Source organism: Microbacterium sp. 5K110 (genome assembly GCF_005774735.1).
Classification (GTDB): Bacteria; Actinomycetota; Actinomycetes; order Actinomycetales; family Microbacteriaceae; genus Microbacterium.
This window is the reverse complement of record NZ_VBUM01000082.1, coordinates 1-16,537: the sequence shown is the minus strand read 5'-3', so window position 1 is coordinate 16,537 and position 16,537 is coordinate 1. Positions and strand designations below refer to the sequence as shown.

16 protein-coding genes and 1 riboswitch are annotated in these 16,537 nt (G+C 71.1%); of the genes, 3 read left to right on the top strand and 13 right to left on the bottom strand.

What is annotated here, in order from left to right; translation table 11 throughout:
- Positions 1-44 precede the first annotated feature (44 nt).
- From FE256_RS14800 to FE256_RS14780, 5 genes are all read right to left on the bottom strand, one after another.
- Complete coding sequence (locus tag FE256_RS14800; RefSeq protein WP_138177131.1) at positions 45-1,058, bottom strand: aldo/keto reductase family protein; 1,014 nt, start codon at positions 1,056-1,058, stop codon at positions 45-47.
- Between the two features lie 151 nt (positions 1,059-1,209).
- Positions 1,210-2,358, bottom strand: a complete 1,149-nt coding sequence (locus tag FE256_RS14795) for a glycerol dehydrogenase (protein WP_138177129.1) — start codon at positions 2,356-2,358, stop codon at positions 1,210-1,212.
- Between the two features lie 29 nt (positions 2,359-2,387).
- Positions 2,388-3,428, bottom strand: a complete 1,041-nt coding sequence (locus FE256_RS14790) for an NAD(P)-dependent alcohol dehydrogenase (RefSeq protein WP_212743531.1) — start codon at positions 3,426-3,428, stop codon at positions 2,388-2,390.
- Positions 3,425-4,207 (bottom strand): metal-sulfur cluster assembly factor, encoded by a 783-nt coding sequence (locus FE256_RS14785; RefSeq protein ID WP_138177126.1) that lies wholly within the window; start codon positions 4,205-4,207, stop codon positions 3,425-3,427. Before FE256_RS14785 ends, FE256_RS14790 begins: the two co-directional genes overlap by 4 nt.
- Positions 4,207-5,250, bottom strand: a complete 1,044-nt coding sequence (locus FE256_RS14780; RefSeq protein ID WP_138177122.1) for an amidohydrolase family protein — start codon at positions 5,248-5,250, stop codon at positions 4,207-4,209. The genes FE256_RS14785 and FE256_RS14780 overlap by 1 nt, the downstream gene beginning before the upstream one ends.
- Before the next feature lie 222 nt (positions 5,251-5,472).
- Between FE256_RS14780 and FE256_RS14775 the strand changes: the two genes are divergently transcribed.
- Positions 5,473-6,876 carry an AAA-type ATPase lid domain-containing protein gene (locus tag FE256_RS14775; RefSeq protein ID WP_252371044.1) on the top strand — a complete coding sequence of 468 codons (1,404 nt, stop codon included), beginning with the start codon at positions 5,473-5,475 and terminating at the stop codon, positions 6,874-6,876.
- A gap of 10 nt (positions 6,877-6,886) precedes the next feature.
- Here the strand turns inward: FE256_RS14775 and rlmN are convergent, their stop codons facing one another.
- Positions 6,887-8,170: a dual-specificity RNA methyltransferase RlmN gene (gene rlmN / locus FE256_RS14770; RefSeq protein ID WP_138177116.1), complete on the bottom strand. Its 1,284-nt coding sequence runs from the start codon at positions 8,168-8,170 to the stop codon at positions 6,887-6,889.
- Positions 8,171-8,378: 208 nt separating this feature from the next.
- On the opposite strand from rlmN, the gene FE256_RS14765 reads away from it, so the two are divergent.
- Positions 8,379-9,224, top strand: coding sequence for a Cof-type HAD-IIB family hydrolase (locus FE256_RS14765; RefSeq protein WP_138177113.1), 846 nt, complete (start codon positions 8,379-8,381; stop codon positions 9,222-9,224).
- Positions 9,225-9,318: 94 nt separating this feature from the next.
- Here the strand turns inward: FE256_RS14765 and FE256_RS14760 are convergent, their stop codons facing one another.
- From FE256_RS14760 to FE256_RS14745, 4 genes are read right to left on the bottom strand one after another with little or no spacing between them, the layout of a single operon-like run.
- Positions 9,319-10,149: an SDR family oxidoreductase gene (locus FE256_RS14760; RefSeq protein WP_138177110.1), complete on the bottom strand. Its 831-nt coding sequence runs from the start codon at positions 10,147-10,149 to the stop codon at positions 9,319-9,321.
- Complete coding sequence (locus FE256_RS14755; RefSeq protein WP_138177107.1) at positions 10,146-10,922, bottom strand: enoyl-CoA hydratase/isomerase family protein; 777 nt, start codon at positions 10,920-10,922, stop codon at positions 10,146-10,148. Before FE256_RS14755 ends, FE256_RS14760 begins: the two co-directional genes overlap by 4 nt.
- The gene (locus FE256_RS14750; protein ID WP_138177104.1) at positions 10,919-11,680 is read right to left on the bottom strand and encodes an SDR family NAD(P)-dependent oxidoreductase; all 762 of its coding nucleotides are present in this window, start codon (positions 11,678-11,680) and stop codon (positions 10,919-10,921) included. The genes FE256_RS14755 and FE256_RS14750 overlap by 4 nt, the downstream gene beginning before the upstream one ends.
- Before the next feature lie 45 nt (positions 11,681-11,725).
- Positions 11,726-12,697, bottom strand: coding sequence for a hypothetical protein (locus FE256_RS14745; RefSeq protein WP_138177102.1), 972 nt, complete (start codon positions 12,695-12,697; stop codon positions 11,726-11,728).
- Between the two features lie 140 nt (positions 12,698-12,837).
- Between FE256_RS14745 and FE256_RS14740 the strand changes: the two genes are divergently transcribed.
- A complete protein-coding gene (locus FE256_RS14740; RefSeq protein WP_138177099.1) occupies positions 12,838-13,323 on the top strand; it encodes a GNAT family N-acetyltransferase in 486 nt (161 codons plus the stop codon).
- Positions 13,324-13,336: 13 nt separating this feature from the next.
- On the opposite strand, the gene FE256_RS14735 is transcribed toward FE256_RS14740, so the two are convergent.
- The 3 genes from FE256_RS14735 to FE256_RS14725 all read right to left on the bottom strand — a co-directional run bounded on the left by FE256_RS14735 (position 13,337) and on the right by FE256_RS14725 (position 16,211).
- Positions 13,337-14,125 (bottom strand): energy-coupling factor transporter transmembrane component T family protein, encoded by a 789-nt coding sequence (locus FE256_RS14735; RefSeq protein ID WP_138177096.1) that lies wholly within the window; start codon positions 14,123-14,125, stop codon positions 13,337-13,339.
- Positions 14,122-15,573 (bottom strand): ABC transporter ATP-binding protein, encoded by a 1,452-nt coding sequence (locus tag FE256_RS14730; protein ID WP_138177094.1) that lies wholly within the window; start codon positions 15,571-15,573, stop codon positions 14,122-14,124. The genes FE256_RS14735 and FE256_RS14730 overlap by 4 nt, the downstream gene beginning before the upstream one ends.
- Entirely contained in the window at positions 15,573-16,211 is a 639-nt protein-coding gene (locus FE256_RS14725) for an ECF transporter S component (protein ID WP_138177091.1), read from the bottom strand. The genes FE256_RS14730 and FE256_RS14725 overlap by 1 nt, the downstream gene beginning before the upstream one ends.
- A riboswitch (TPP riboswitch) is annotated at positions 16,204-16,313 on the bottom strand. (Overlaps the previous gene by 8 nt.)
- Positions 16,314-16,537 lie beyond the last annotated feature (224 nt).

The window sequence follows — 16,537 nt, the reverse complement described above, 5'->3', positions numbered from 1 at the left end:
GGAAAGCGGGCCGGGCGCGACCGCCCGACCCGCCTGTGCCTGGATCAGACCAGGCGCTCTTTCGGCGAGACCTCGTACGTGTTCTCGGGGTCGGAGAACACCGCGTCGCCCAGGGCCGTGTCGATCGCGGCGAGGGTGTCGGCACCGAGCTGCACGCCCGAGGCCTTGACGGTGTCAGCGAGCTGCTCGGGACGCGAGGCACCCACGAGCGCGGCGGCGATGTTGGGGTTCTGCAGCACCCACGCGATCGCGAGCTGCGGCATCGTCAGGCCGACCTCGTCGGCGATCGGCTTCAGGCGCTGGACGGCCTCGAGCACGTCGTCGCGCAGGAACCGCTTGATGAAGTTCGCGCCGCTCTTCTCGTCGGTCGCGCGCGAGCCGTCGGGAACGGGCTGGCCGGGCAGGTACTTGCCGCTGAGCACGCCCTGCGCCATCGGCGACCACACGATCTGCGAGATGCCGAGCTCTTCGCTGGCGGGAACGATCTTGCCCTCGATGACGCGCCACAGCATGGAGTACTGCGGCTGGTTCGAGATGAGCTGGATGCCGAGCTGCTTCGCGAGCGCGTGGCCCTCACGCAGCTGCTCGGCGGTCCACTCGGACACGCCGATGTAGAGCGCCTTGCCCTGGCGGACGATGTCGGCGAAAGCCTGGAAGGTCTCTTCGAGCGGGGTCTCGTAGTCGAAACGGTGCGCCTGGTAGAGGTCGACGTAGTCGGTGCCGAGGCGCTTCAGGGACCCGTTGATCGAGTCCATGATGTGCTTGCGGCTGAGGCCGGTGTCGTTGGGGCCCATCGGGCCGGTGGGGAAGTACACCTTGGTGAAGATCTCGAGCGACTCACGGCGCTGCCCCTCGAGAGCCTTGCCGAGCACGACCTCCGCCGCCGTGTTGGCGTAGGTGTCGGCCGTGTCGAACGTCGTGATGCCCGCGTCGAGCGCGGCGTGCACCGTCTTGATCGCGGCGTCGTCGTCGACCTGCGAGCCGTGGGTCACCCAGTTGCCGAGGGTGATCTCCGAGATCTTGAATCCACTGTTGCCGAGATAGCGATAAGCGACCATGGGTCAACGCTAACGGCGGCCGCCGACATCGAGGGCCGGACCGCGACCTTCCCGCCCGAGCTCCCGCCCGCCACCGACCTCGCGGCCGGACCCGCCGTGCCGGGGGCGCGGTCGACCGGGGGCGGAGAACGGTCCGCCCCCGGTCCCCCGTTCAGTGCCCGGCGACGTACGGGACGGGCTCGGGCAGCTTCGCCTCCTCGCGCACACGGCGCGCGAGACGCTCGATCGACGACAGAGCGGCCACGACATCGGCCGCACGCACCTCGAAGGGCATCGAGTGGATCGTCTCGCCCGGCACCGTCGCGAGCTCGGCCACTTGCGTGAGCTCCGGTGAGTCGGCCTTCAGCCCGATCTCGGTCAGGGTCGTGGGAAGCCCCACGCGCGTCGTGAACTCGATGAAGTCCCGGATGTCGGCGGTCGGCGCCCCCTCGAGGATCAGCTGGGCGACCGAGCCGATGTTCACCTTCTGTCCGTGCGCGAGTCCGTGCGTCTGGGGAGCCGCGGTCAGGCCGTTGTGAATGGCGTGCGCCGCAGCCAGACCGCCGGACTCGAATCCCAGCCCCGACAGCAGCGTGTTGGCCTCGATGACGCGCTCGACGGCGGGCGTGACCACGTGGTCGCGCACCGCGTCCAGAGCCGGGAGCGCGTTCTCCCACAGCACGTCCCAGCTGAGACGGGCGAGGGCCGTCCCGGTCTCGGTCGGCAAGCCGCCGGCCATGGTCTTGGAGGACGAGCGCGAGGTGGCGCGGGCCTCCAGCCACGTCGCGAGGGCGTCACCGACTCCGGCAGCGAGGAAGGCGGCCGGCGCATTGGCGACCAGCTGGGAGTCGACGAGCACCAGATCGGGATTGCGCGGGAAGAAGCGGTACTCCTCGAACGCGCCGTCCTCGGTGTAGACGACCGCGAGCGCGGAGGTCGGCGCGTCGGTGGATGCCACGGACGGCACCGTCACCCAGCGGATGCCGGCGAGGAAGCCCGAGGCCTTCACCGCGTCGATGGTGCTGCCTCCGCCGATCGCGACGACGACGTCGGCTCCGGACTCGCCGATGACGCCCACGAGCCGGTCGATCTCGCCCGAGCTGGGGATGCCGTTGAACTTCTCGCGGTGGACGGGCAGGCCGGCCGCCGCGAGCGAGGACTCGACGTCGTGCCCGACGAAGCCCCACACGACGTCGTCGGCCACGAGGAGGGGAGTGGACCCGATCGGGGCGAGGAACTCGCCCAGGCGGGTGATGGCGCCGGGGCCCTGGACGTAACGTCCGGGGCTGATCACGGTCCGGATGGGAAGGTCGTGCGACATGGCGTGCTCCTGTGTTCTTTCGGGTGGGTTCACGGGATGAGGATGGCGCGGCCTCGGACGCGGCCGGCGTCGAGGTCGTCGATGGCGCTCTGGAAGTCGTCGAGGGCGTACGTGACCGTGTGCAGCGTCACGAGGCCCCGAGCGGCGAGTTCCATGAGCTCGGTGAGATCGGTGTAGCTGCCGACGAGGTTGCCGATCAGGTTGATCTCGGTCGAGATGATGTCGATCGTGGGCACGTCGATGTTCTCTCCGTAACCGACGACGTAGAAGTCGCCGGCGCGGCGCAACATCCGGATGCCCTCCGCGGTGGAGCCGCCCTCGCCCACGAAGTCGATGACGGCCCGAGCACCGGATCCTCCGGTGAGCTCGAGCACGCGGTCGACGTGGGAGCCGTCCGCGGATGCCACGACCGTGTGATCGGCCCCCAGCGACGTCGCGAGTTCCAGGGCGGCGGGGTTGCGGTCCACGACGATGAGCGTCGACGCGGTGAGCGCCTTGAGCACCTGGATGCCGATGTGCCCGAGCCCTCCCGCACCGATGACGACGCACTGGTCGGCGGGACGGAGCGTCCGCGCCGCCTTCGCGGCGGCGTGATATGCGGTCAGACCCGCGTCGGCGAGAGCGGCGACGTCGGCGGGCTCGAGGCTGTCCGAGATGCGCACGACGCTGCGCGCGCTCGTCTTGAGGTACTCGGCGTACCCGCCGTTGGTGTCGATCCCGGGGAATCGGCTGTTCTCGCAGTGCACGTCGTCGCCCGCACGGCACGCCCGGCACAGGCCGCACGTGATGAGCGGGTGCACGATGACCTTGTCACCGACCCGCACGTTCGTGACGGCGGTGCCGATGGCATCCACCCATCCGGCGTTCTCGTGCCCGATCGTGTACGGCAGCGCCACGCCCGACTTCTCCGACCACTGCCCCTCGAGGATGTGCAGATCGGTGCGGCAGACGCCCGCGCCGCCGATACGCACGATCACGTCGAAGGGGCCGTCGATCTCGGGCATCGGAAGCTCTGTGAGCTGTAGATGCTGGTGGTAGCCGACGACCTGGACGGCTCTCATGGTGGTCATGCGACGCTCTTTCGTGTGGCGCGGACGAGGGAGGAGACCGGGAAGAAGTTCTCGGCGGGGCGGGCGGACTGGTCGCCCTCGGCGCCGGGGTAGCGGGTGGCCAGCAACCCCCGACAGAAGTGGGCATTGCCGTCGATCGAGATCCGGGTCGATCGAGCGCGGCGGAGCGCGAGAGCGGCGGAGCCCGGCGCGCACGGCACGCCGCGATCATCGACCAGGACGACGGCGGCGCCGTCCAGACTCAGCCCGACAGCCGCGCGATGCCGCAGCAGCGCCGCCTTCGCCGCGTCGTCGGGCAGGTCGTCGAGCACGACGGCGGCCACGCCGTGCTCGTCGACGTCATCGCGCGCGCGCAGCAGCGCGGTGAGGGCGCGCTCCATGGCCGCGGTGTGCGCTTTGCGCTGGAACGTCGCGCGCAACTCGTCGAGGTCGCTCTCGGCCTCGTGCCGGAAGGTGCCCCGGTAGCCGGCATCCGCCGCGAGTCCGCGATTGATGATCTCGGAGTCGTGGTGGTCGTCGATCTCGACCACGACGTGCCCGGCGTACGGAAGCGCGGTGAGCGCGTCCTTGGCATCCGAGGCCATCAGGTAGGCGAAGTTCGGCGCGCAGAAGGACGTGGGAAGACGCAAGTGCACCTCGACGCGATCGTCGTCGATGCGCACCGAGCGCACGAACCCGAGGTCGGTGATCGCCTCGTCGAGTTCGGGATCGACGACGGTGCCGAGGGCGTCCCGCACGTCCGCCTCAGTGAGGAGCGGACGGTCCACGACGGCGCTCATCACACGGCCGCCAGGTCGGCCCGCTCCGGCTGACGCGGCCCGGTCTCAGTCTCGTCGGCGTCGGGCAGCTGCAGCTCGGCGGGGACGGGGATGCCGTACATCTTCGCCGCGTTCAGTCCGAGGATCTTCCGCTTCTGGTCCATCGTGAGCGGGGCGTACTCGGTCATGTCCTCGGGGATCTGGAAGTCGACGAACGCCTCGATCAGCCATCGCGGGGTCCACAGGGCGTAGTCGCTGGAGAACTGGATGCGGTCCTCGCCGATCCAGTAGATGAGCTCGCCGATGATCTGCGCGAAGTAACGCGGCCGCGTGTGGATGAACGGCATCGCCACGGCGAGGCCGCCGTGCACGTTGGGTTCCTGGGTGCCGATCCAGCAGAAGTCCTCCAGTCGCGGCAGCCCGACGTGCTCGACGATGAAGTTCAGGTCGGGGAAGTCGGTGGCGACGTGATCGATGTCGGCGACGTCGAAGGCATCCCGGTCCAGGGGACGGATAGTGGGCCCCTTGTGCACGTGGATGTTCCGGATGCCGAGTTCTCGGCACGCCTCGAAATAGCGGTACGCCCACGGGTCGTCGAGCTTCCACCCGCGCGACTCGCCGTGCCATTCCGCGGTGTAGAGCTTCACGCCCTGCAGGCCGAAACGCTCCGCGTCGGCGCGCAAGCGGTCGAGCCCCGCCTCGCCGTACCGCGGATCGAAATGGTGGTTGTACGTCAGCTTCCCGGGGTTCGCCTGCGTCAGGGCCCACGCCTCCTCGGTCTGCCCGAACCCGTTCCGGTAGAACTCGCTCAGACGAGCGGGTTGGAAGATGGCGTGATCGACGTACCCGTCGGTGAAGAGGTCCTTCATGAACCTCTCGCCGCCCTGGTACAGGTACTCCTCGTACGTCCACTTCTCCGCGTCCGGAGAGAGGTTCGCGTGATAATCGTAGAAGCAGTCGATGAACTGCTTGCCGTGGATGTTGCGCTGATTCTCGGGTCGCGCGTCCCACAACGCCACATGGGCGTCGACGATGAAAAAGCTCTCGCCGTCCTTCTGATACATGACTGCTCCTTTGCTTCATGCTCCGGACCCTCGGTCCTTGCGGCCACGGTAGAACGTTCGGCACACGGCGCCCCCGGGCGGTCGTCTCAATTTGAGACGGCTGGCGATGACTTCCTCCGCGTGCCGTTCTAAACTCGTGGCACCCGGATCACTGCAAAGGCGCAGATGAACATCAACCCCTTGCCCTCACGCGCGCGGGTGCACTCGGCACCGCCCGCAAGCGTGCCACCGCGCCTGCTGGCATCCTGGCGCCGCAGTGAGAACTACGGCGTTCCCCTCGATGGCGTGCAGCCGGTGTTCACCGGCACCGCCGACGACGGGTCGCTGTTCACGGAGTGCGGACGCGACGTGCTCTCCGACCTGCGCACGACCCTCGACGGCGAGCCGGTCAGCCTCATGCTGACCGACGCGGAGGGTGTGGTACTGGAACGCCAGAGCGGCGACAAAGACCTGATCAAAGCCTTGGATCACGTCAACCTCGCACCCGGTTTCTCGTACTCCGAACGCGAGGCGGGCACCAACGGACTCGGCCTCGCGCTCGCCGATCGGATGCCGTCCCTCGTCCGGGCCGACGATCACTACTCGCTGAGCCTGCAGGGCTACACGTGCGCGGCAGCCCCCATCTTCGACCCCGCCACCGGCCGGTTGGAAGCCGCGATCAACCTCACGACGTGGTCGGATGCGCGATCGGGTCTGCTGCTGGCGTTGGCGCAGACCGCGGCGACGGCGACCGCGAATCTCATGCTCGCGCGCTCGCAGGGCCAGCGGCCTCGGCCCGCCGCCCGGGGGCAGGTGTTCCGTATCGAGGCCTTGCGGTGGCCTCCGGGCGACGAGAGTGCCCCGACGCTGTCGCCGGCGTGGGAGGACGCGCTCGCACAGGCGCTCGCCGCGATGCGCCCCGGTCGCATCGTCGCCGCGGTCGGAGAACGTGGGAGCGGCCGCGCCACGCTGCTGGCGCAGGCCGAGCGCCACGCCGATCCGCGCGGTCACCTGCTCGCCGTGCGCGCCCCGGTCCCCGACGAAGCGCTCTCCTGGCTCTCACTCTGGACGCCTGAGCTGCGCCACGCCCGCACCGGCTTCGTGATCTGCGACACCGACGACCTGCCCGCGGCGGCAGCCGAACGCCTCACCGCGTCGCTGTCGACCGCGCGAGACACCGTCGCGGGCACGTACGGCGTGACGGCGGAGAGCTTCGACGCGCTCCCGGCTGCCCTCGTCCCGCTCATCGACGCGATCGTGCAGGTCCCGCCGCTGCGAGAGCGCACCGGCGACATCCTTCCGCTCGCCGACCACCTCGCCCGGCGTTTCCGGGGCCGGCCGGTCCGTCTGACCCCCGGTGCCGCCCGAGCACTGACCGACTACGCCTGGCCGGGCAACGTCGCCGAGCTCGCGACCGTCATCCGGGATGCCGCGTCACGCACCGACGAGATCGACGTCCGCCATCTGCCCTCGACGCTGCTCGCCCGCGCCGAGCACCTGCCACCCATCCGGGCCTTCGAACGCGACGAGATGGTGCGTGTACTCACCCGCCCCGGCATGACCGTCGAGCAGGCCGGCAGGGAGCTGGGGATGAGCCGCGCCACCGTGTACCGCAAGCTCGCGCTCTACGGCATCCGCCTGTCGTAGCGGTCTCGCGTCAGGCGACCGGTGTCGCAGCGGCCGCGGCCTCGTCGTCTTCGGTCGCGACGAGCTGCCCGCACGCCCCGTCGATCTCTTTGCCGCGGGTGTCGCGGAGGGTCGTCGGGATGCCGGCGTCGTTCAGCCGTCGCACGAACTCGTTCTGCACCGGCACGTCGGAAGCCGTCCAGATCGAGCCCGGTGTGGGGTTGAGCGGGATGGGGTTCACGTGCACCCAGCCACGACCGCGGGCGTTGAGCTTTTCGGCCAAGAGGTCGGCGCGCCAGGCGTGGTCGTTCATGTCTTTGATCAGGGCGTACTCGATCGAGACGCGGCGTCCGGTCTTGTCGAAGTAGGCGCGGGCGGCATCCAGGGCCTCGTCGACCTTCCAGCGCGAGTTCACCGGGATGAGCTCGTCGCGCAAGTGATCGTCGGGCGCGTGCAGCGACAGGGCGAAGGTCACCGGGATGTCTTCGTCGGCGAGCTTCTTGATCGCCGGGACGAGCCCCACGGTCGACACCGTGATGCCACGCGCGCTCATACCCAGACCGTGCTCTTTGTCAACCATGACGCGCACGGCCTGCATGACGCGGGCGTAATTCGCCAGCGGCTCCCCCATGCCCATGAACACGATGTTCGACACACGGTCGAGCGAGTGGTCATCGCTCTTCTTGCCCCCGAGGCCGCCTTCGGCGATGAGCCGGTTGGCGCGGACGATCTGCTCGATGATCTCGGCCGCCGACATGTTGCGCGTGAGCCCCGCCTGGCCCGTGGCGCAGAAGGGGCAGTTCATTCCGCACCCGGCCTGGCTCGACACGCACAGGGTGATGCGGCCCGGGTAGCGCATGAGCACCGACTCGACGAGGGCGCCGTCGTGCAGCTTCCAGAGGAACTTGATCGTGTCGCCGCGGTCGGTCTCGAGGCGCCGCACCTCGGTCAGCAGCGGGGGCAGCATCCCGGCGACGAGCTCGTCGCGACCGGATGCCGGCAGGTCGGTCATCGCGGCCGCGTCGGAGGTGTAGTGGGTGAAGTAGTGCTTCTCGAGCTGCTTCGCGCGGAAGCCGGGGAGCCCGAGCTCCTTCACCTTCGCGACGCGCTCGTCGGCCGTGAGGTCGGCGAGGTGGACCGGGGGCTTGCCGCGCTTGGGGCTGGCGAACTGCAGCAGCGGGCGGCCGGTCTCGTCCTTCGCCTGCTGCCAGCCTTCGGTCTTCGGGCGCACCTGACGGATGCCGGTGTCGGTCGGGGCCCCCGCTGGACGCACCTGCCGGGGCTTGGTCTCGCGCACGGGGGTCTGATCGGTCATGCCTTCCAGGGTACCGGCGAGCACCTGCACCCCGGCTGGGCGCTCCCCCTCGCGTGAGGGGTCAGTATCTGTCGCCTGGGAGCCCACTCGGCGACAGATCTTGACCCCTCACGCGGTGAGCCGCCGCCGGTACGGTGGCTGGGGAGCGGCGTGCCTGCCGCCTCGAGACCCGACCGCCGTGGCCCGGCGGCCGATCCACGGAGTACACATGACCCGCATCGCCTTCCTCGACGTCGACGGCACGATCCTCGAGCACGGCTCGCTGATCGCCCCGTCCACCGTGGGCGCCATCCGCCATGCGCGCGCGAACGGCCACCTCGTGTGGCTGTGCACCGGCCGCGCCGAGGGCGACATCCACCCCGACGTGAAGGCGATCGGCTTCGACGGCGCCATCAGCAACGGCGGCGCCTACGCCACTCGCGACGGCGAGATGGTGGTCGCGCACCCGATGCCGCGAGCCGATGTGGCCGCGATCGAGGGGTACTTCCAGGCCCACGGCATCCACTACTTCCTCCAGACGCACGACGCGGTCTTCGCCTCGCCGGGCGTCGAGCCCGTGACGCGCGAGTACGTGCGCGCGCGTCTGGCCGAACGTGCCGCGGAGCTGGCTGCGCAGGGCATCGACGCCCCCGCCACGACGTCGATCCCGCGTGCGCGTCCGCTGTCCGAGATCGACCGCGATCGCGTGGCCAAGGCCGTGTTCATCAGCCCCGCTGTCGACACCGTGGCGCACGGCGCGCGGGAGCTGGGCGAGAGGTTCCACGTCATCCCGGGCTCGATCCCCCTACCCGGCGGGTCCAACGGCGAGATCGGGCTCACGGGTGTCACCAAGGGCGCGGCGATCCTCGAGGTGCTCGAGCTCCTCGGCCTGGACGCAGCGGATGCCATCGGCATCGGCGACAGCTGGAACGACGTCGAGATGTTCGAGGTCGTCGGCACGCCCGTCGCGATGGGCAACGCGGAACCGGAGCTGCAGGCCCTCGCCGGTCGCGTGACGACCGCGGTGCTCGACGACGGCGTGCGCAACGCCTTCGCGGAGCTGGGGCTGATCTGAGGTCGGCGCCGCCCCACCGATAAACGCTCTGGCGAGTGAGACACGCCTCCGCGCGGCGTTTCCCACTCGGCAGAGCGTTTATCGACCCGGGGCGTCAGTCCAGGAAGATGTCGGGGTACAGCGCGGCGTCGGGGGTGCCGGGGACCGCGGCGTAGCCGGAGAAGTCTGTGACGCCGGCGACCTCGAGCACGTCCTCGACGATCAGCGTCTGCCCGGTCAGCTCGCGCGCCGGTGCCGTGAGCACCTCGTACGCGGCGTCGGCGTAGATCTCCGGCGTGCGCGAGACGGCCATGAGCCGGTCGCCGCCGATGACGTTCTGCACGGCCGCCGTCGCGATCGTCGTCCGGGGCCACAGGGTGTTGGCCGCGATCCCGGCATCCGCGAACTCCGCGGCCAGGCCGAGGGTCGCCATCGTCATGCCGAACTTCGCGAGGCTGTAGCCGGTGTGCGCGCCGAGCCACTTCGGCGTGACGTTCAGCGGCGGCGACAGCGACAGGATGTGCGGGTTCGCGGCATCCGTCAGCATCGGGATCGCCGCGCGCGACAGCAGGAACGTCCCGCGGACGTTCACGTCCTGCATGAGGTCGTACTTCTTCGTCGCGAGGTCGAGCGAGCCCGACAGGTCGATGACGCTGGCGTTGTTGACGACGATGTCGATTCCGCCGAACTCCCCCGAAGTCTTCAGCACCGCTTCGGTGATCGACTCTTCGTCGCGCACGTCGCCGACGATCGGCAGCGCCCGTCCGCCCGCGGCCCGGATCGCCTCGGCCGCCGTGTGCACGGTCCCCTCGAGCTTCGGGTGCGGAGTGTCGGTCTTCGCCAGCAGCGCGACGTTCGCACCGTCGCGCGCGGCGCGCAGCGCGATCGCGAGGCCGATACCGCGGCTCCCGCCCGACATGAGGATGGTTTTTCCGGCGAGCGTCACGCTGATCCTTTCGCGGAGCGGGCGGCGAAGGCGGCGACCCGCGCCCGCGCCTCGGGGGTGTCGAAGGCCGCCCCGATCGTGGCGGCCTCGTCGGCGAGGTTCTCGGCGAACGTCCGGCCGGCGCCCACGCGCACGAGACGCGTCGCCTGCCCGAACGCCGCGGTCGCCCCGTCGAGCCAGAACCGGGCGATCGCCTCGACCCTCGCCGCCACGTCACCGGATGCCACGACCTCGGCGACGAGCCCCCAGTCCCGGGCCTCGGCGGCGTCGAGCATGCGGTCCTGGAGCAGCAGCTGCAGCGCCCGGCGCTGGCCGATCGCCGCGGGCAGCAACGTCGAGACTCCCAGGTCGGGAGTCAGCCCGATGTTGGCGTACCGGCTGACGAAGCGCGCGTTCTCGCTCGCCACGACGTAGTCGGCGGTGAGCATCAGCCCGAGGCCCCCGCCCGCGACGGCCCCCTGCACCGCAGCCACCATCGGCAGCGGTGCCTCGACGAAAGTCCGGATGCCATCGTGGATCGCTTCCGCGGTCTCGGTGACCTCGGATCCCGAGGCGTCCGTCGTCGCCATCGCCACGACGTCGCCGCCGGCGCAGAACGCGGGGCCCGTGGCATCCAGGATGACGGCTCCCACCGCCGGATCGGCGGTCACCTGCTGTGCGACCTCGCGCCAGCGACGCGCCATGGGGAAGTCCATGGCGTTGAGCGAGGCGGGGCGGTCGAAGGTGACGCGGGCGAGCCCGTCCGCGACGTGGAGCAGGATGCCGTCGGTCATTTCGGGGCCATCCGGATCGCGCCGTCGAGACGGATGGTCTCGCCGTTGAGGTAGCCGTTGTCGACGACCGCGAGCACCAGGCGCGCGTATTCGTCGGGGGCGCCGAGGCGGGAGGGGTACGGCACCTGCTGGCCGAGCGAGTCCTGCGCGGCCTGCGGCAGTCCCTTGAGCATGGGGGTCTCCATGATGCCGGGGGCGATCGTGACGACCCGGATGCCATGGCGGGCGAGCTCGCGCGCGATGGGCAGGGTCATCGCGTGCACGCCGCCCTTGCTGGCGGAGTAGGCGGGCTGCCCGATCTGCCCGTCGAAGGCCGCGACACTGGCGGTGTTGACGATCACGCCGCGGTCGCCTCCCTCGCTCGGCTCGTTCGTGGCCATGAGCGCCGAGGTCTGGGCGATCACGTTGTACGTGCCGACGAGGTTGATCCGCACGAGCCGCTCGAAATCGGCGAGCGGGGTGGGGCGCAGGTCGCGATCGAGCACCTTCGCCGGCGGGGCGATCCCGGCGCAGTTCACGACGACGCGCAGCGGACCGGCCTCGGCGGCGAGGGCCGCGGCGGCAGAGACCTGCTCAGGATCGGTCACGTCGGCCGCAGCGAACGCCCCTCCGATCTCGTCGGCGATGTCGGCACCCGCCGACGAGGGCAGATCGACGATCGTGACGTGCGCGCCGGCGGCGGCAAGGCGGCGCGCGGTGGCCAGGCCCAGGCCGGAGGCGCCGCCGGTGACGAGGGCGGATGCACCCGTGATGTCCATGCGTTCTCCTTCGAAGCAGAAACCGAGTGTCACTCTACCCGGGACTCAGGATCGCGGTCGCCACACCCGGACCCGGCCACGGGTGCGCACGGGGTGGGTGCGCACGGCACCGGTGGACGCGCCGTCCGTGAGCAGGGCGAGTTCGTCGGCGCTCCACCCGTGCGCCGTACGCAAGCGCTCCGTCAGGGTCGCGACGGCGTGCGGAACCGCCACTTCGACCCCGCGCGGCACGTTCACGGCGTCGGGGTCGATCACACGCGCCGCATGACGCAGATCGCTCTCGAGTCCGCGCACGCGGTCGGCCCCGTACGCAGCGGACGCGAGACGCCAGTCGCCCACCACGACGATCGCTCCCGCGGGCCGGTCCGGGCGCGGCGCCGGCACGCGCACGACCGCCCCGCGCAACTGCGCGACCGCGATGCCGATGCCCAGCACGACGAGCGCACCGACGATGGTGGCGGGCACGAACGAGAACGCGGCCGCGTACGGCGGCGAGCCCCAGCCGGTCACACCGGCGACCACGAGCCGCAGCACCGAGAAGACGGCGTACCCGGTGGTCGCCACGGCGATCGTGCGCATCGCGCGCCGCGGTCGAGCGGACGACTGCAGTGCGGACCACGCGCACGCGCCGCACGCGATCGCGAGGACCGCCACCTTGACCGCGAGCGAGGCCGGCAGCGGCACGATCGTCGTCACTCCCGCCACGGCGACGGCCACGACGAACGCGCACACGGACGGCCACAGCACGCGGCCCCCGTCGAGGGTGCGGACCGCCACGAACAGCAGCAACGGCACGAGCACCATGCACATGTCACCGACGGCGAGCGAAGGGCGCCCTCCCCCGCTCCCATAGACGAGGTACAGGGCACTCGCCCCGACGGCGGCGACCCCGGATGCCGCCGTGTACCGCAGGAACAGGGTGAACACTCCCGGCGCCCCGACGTGCGGCATCGCGACGAACAGCACACCGGCGACGACCGCGACGCTGAGCCCGAGGAGAGCGAGCGACAGAGCCACCGCACCCACCTCCCCCGTCTCACCGCCCGCTCCCACGCGGAGGCGAGGACTCAGCGTAGCCCGCGACATCGGCGAATCCGGACGTGTTCACCGCATCGTTAGCCCCACTGTCCTCGGCCCCTTCGCTTTACGCTGGATCGATGCGTTTCCACGTCGAACACGTCGATCTCGACGATCCGCGAGCGCTGGCGCTCCGCGGCATCCTGGATCTCGATCTCGACGAGCGCTACCGCGAGGTCGACGCGGACGACCCGCCCGAGGCGGCCGCGCAGCGCAGCGCCGCCCTCGCGATTCACCCCGCCGACGTCGTCGCGACGCTCCTGGCGGTGGATGCCGATGGCTCGGCACTCGGACACGTCGTGCTGCGTCGCCTCAGCGAGGAGTGGGAGCTGAAGCGGCTGATCGTCACCGCGGCCGCCCGCCGACGCGGCGTGGGTCGCGCGTTGACCGAAGCGGTGGTGACGCGAGCCCGCGACGGCGGCGCCCGGCGCGTGATCCTGCAGAGCGGGAGGATGCAACCCGAGTCGCTGGCGCTCTACGCCGCCGCGGGCTTCACCCCGATCCCGGTGTACGAGCCGTACATCGCGACGATGCCGGACTCGCTGTGCTTCGAGCGAGTGCTCTGACCCGCGCGCTCCGTCACCCGCCGACGAACCGGAACGCCCCCGTCGCGACGGCGACGGACAGCGCCACACCGATCAGCACCACGGCCCCGACGAGGGCGACGGCGTCCCGCGGATGCAGCCGCGAGGGACGCGCCCACGTGCGCTCGGTGTCGGCACCGAAGCCGCGGGCCTCCATCGCCGTCGCGAGCATCGTGCCGCGGCGCACGGCGAAGACGAGCAGCACGAAGGCCATCGAGAAGAACCGTCGCAGGGCTCCGCGGTCGCCGAGACCGCGCGCCCGTCGCGCGAGGGTCATCGTCCGCCAGTCGTCGACGAAGAGTCCCACCGTGCGGGCGCCGGCGAGCACGCCGAGCACGAACCGGCTCGGGAGCTTCGCCACCTGCGCGAGGGCATCTGCGAGCTCGGTGGGGTCGGTGCGGCCGAAGAGGAGGATCGTCGGCAGTCCCAGCGCCACGACGCGCACGAGCACCGCGATCGACAGCGCGATCGAGTCGTCGCTGATGGTGGCGAACAGGAACTGTCCGTAGACCGTGCCGCCCGGCCGCGCGTACAGCAGCATGCTGAAAGCCGCGATCGGCGCGAACACCGCGACGGGGACGAGTCGGCGCAGCACCGTCGCGTACGTCAGCCCCGTGAGCGGGACGCACAGGAGTTCGAGCGCGACGGCGGTCGCGGCACTGACGGCGTCGAGCGTGACGAACAGCGGCACCGAGAGCACGAGGGCGATGACGATCCGCGTGACCGGATTGACGCCGTCGAGCCACGCGATCGCCCGCGCCGGACGCGTGAGAAGCCCGGTCATGCGGCACCCCCGAGGTCGATCCGGTGCTGCCCGAGGTGCCGGACGACGTCGGCGTCGTGCGTGACCGCGACCACGGTGCGACCGCGCGCGATCTCGCGCTGCAGCAGGCCGACCAGTTCGCTCCATCCCCGCCGGTCCTGACCGAACGTCGGCTCGTCGAGCACGATCACCGCGGGCGACGACGCGAGGACCGTCGCCACCGAGAGGCGGCGCTTCTGTCCGCCCGAGAGCGTGAAGGGGTGGGCGTCGGCGAGGGATGCCAGATCGAGCCGCTCGAGCAGCTCGTCGACGATCGCGTCGACCTCGGCCGTCGGCATCCGCAGGGCCCGGGGACCGACCGCGAGTTCGTCACGCAGAGTCGACGCGAGGAACTGGTGCTCGGGCTCCTGGAACACCGTGCCGATGCGGGTGAGCAGCTCGGTCGACCGCCAGCGCGACGGGCGGCGCACGCCCCTCGCGACGAGCGCCGCGGAAGCGACCACTTCGCCGGAGAGTTCGGGCAAGAGCCCCGCGAGGGTCAGGGCGAGCGTCGACTTCCCGGCGCCGTTCGGGCCCGTGACCACCGTCCCCGCGCCCTCGGGTGCGGCGAGGTCCAGACCGGAGAGCACGGGCGTGCGTCGCTCGCGGCCGATCGTGAGAGAGGTCGCCGAGAGTGCGGCATCCGTCATCGACGAGACCGGGGGCAGCACCGGAAGATCGACCGGGCGCCCCGGCACCCACACCCCCGCCGCGGCGAGTGCCTCGCCGTGCTCGGCGAAGACCCACGCGGGCGGACCGTCGGCCAGGAGCCCCCCGCCGGGCGCGAGCACGATCACGCGGGTGACGAGGTCGGCCCACACCGCCGTGCGGTGCTCGATGAGCACGAGGGTCGTCTCGCCGCGGTCCACGATCCTCCCCACCGCGGCGCGCACCTCGCGCACCCCGTCGGGGTCGAGGTTGGCCGTGGGTTCGTCCAGCAGCAGCAGCCCCGGCCGCATCGCGAGCACGCCCGCCAGCGCCAGCCGCTGCTTCTGCCCGCCCGAGAGCGCCTTCGTCGGGCGGTCGAGGGGCACGTCCAGACCCACGGATGCCATCGCCTCGGCGACGCGCGCCGGGATGAGGGCGGGCGGCACCCCGAGGTTCTCGCAGCCGAACGCCACGTCGTCGCCGACCTTGGACAGCACGACTCCGCCCTCGGGGTCCTGCACCACGAGGCCGATGCGGCCGCGCTGAGACTCGGGGGCCGCGCCGTCGACCCGGATGGCGCCCGTCGCCTCGCCCTCGTCGCTGCCGCCGAGGAGTCCGGCGAGCCCCGCGAGCAGCGTCGACTTGCCCGCTCCGGACGCCCCGAGCAGCAGCACGCGCTCACCCGGTTCGATCACGAGGTCGACGTCGCGGGTCGCCGGCAGCCGCCTACCGGCGTACCGCCACCCCCAGCCGTCGACCTCGACGCGCGCCGGATGCGGCATCAGACCTCGCGGCGGCGTTCGCGTCCCGCGGCGAAGCGGCTGAGCGCGCCGCTGGCGGCGAGGGCGCGCACCAGCAGCCATCCGACGAGGCCGGCGAGCAGAGCGCCCGAGACGACGAGCGTGCCGAGGTAGAGCAGGTTGAACTCGACGGTCTTGAGGATGTTCGGCGAGCTGCCGACGAAGAACTCCAGTACCCACGCGCCGATACCGGCGCCCGCACCCGCGAGCATCGCGACCGGGAGCGTGAAGCGCAGATAGAGGAACGCGAGGAAGATCAGTTCGGCGCCGAGTCCCTGCGCGAGCCCCGAGAAGATCGTGCTGATGCCCCAGACGTTGCCGATGAGGGCGGACACGATCGCGGCGACGAGTTCGACCAGCAGCGCCGCACCGGGCTTGCGGATCACGAGCCCGCCGACGACACCACCCAGCAGCCAGATGCCGACGGCGATGCCGCCGAGGCCGGGCGTCAGGCCGTCCATCGCGGCGAACCAGAGGCCGCCGACGGTGTTCCAGCCCCAGAAGACGAGACCGATCGCGACACCGAGCACGGCGGCGACGACGATGTCGACGACCCGCCAGCGGAAGCGGTCGGACGTGGCGACGGCGGGGGCCGTCCGGGCAGACGTGGACGTGTGCATTGTTTCTCCTCCCTGCGCCGGCATGATCCGGATCAGGTTCGACGGTCGAAGCGTGGATCGCTTCCTCTCAGCCCGGCTCACCGGACTCCCGTGGTTGTGGTTCCCGAGTATAAGCCGGTGGCCGGGGTAGCGTGGGCGGGTGCACGACCAGACCCCGGCCACACGGCGCGAGCTGCGTGGCCGGGACGCGGAGCCGGACACAGCTCCCGGCGCAGACGTCACAAAGCCGGAGAGCGGCCCAGCCGTCGCGGAGCCGGAGCCCGGCCCGAGCGGTCGGGACGCGGAACCCGCAGCGCACGCCACGGAGCCGGAGCCGGAGCCCGGCC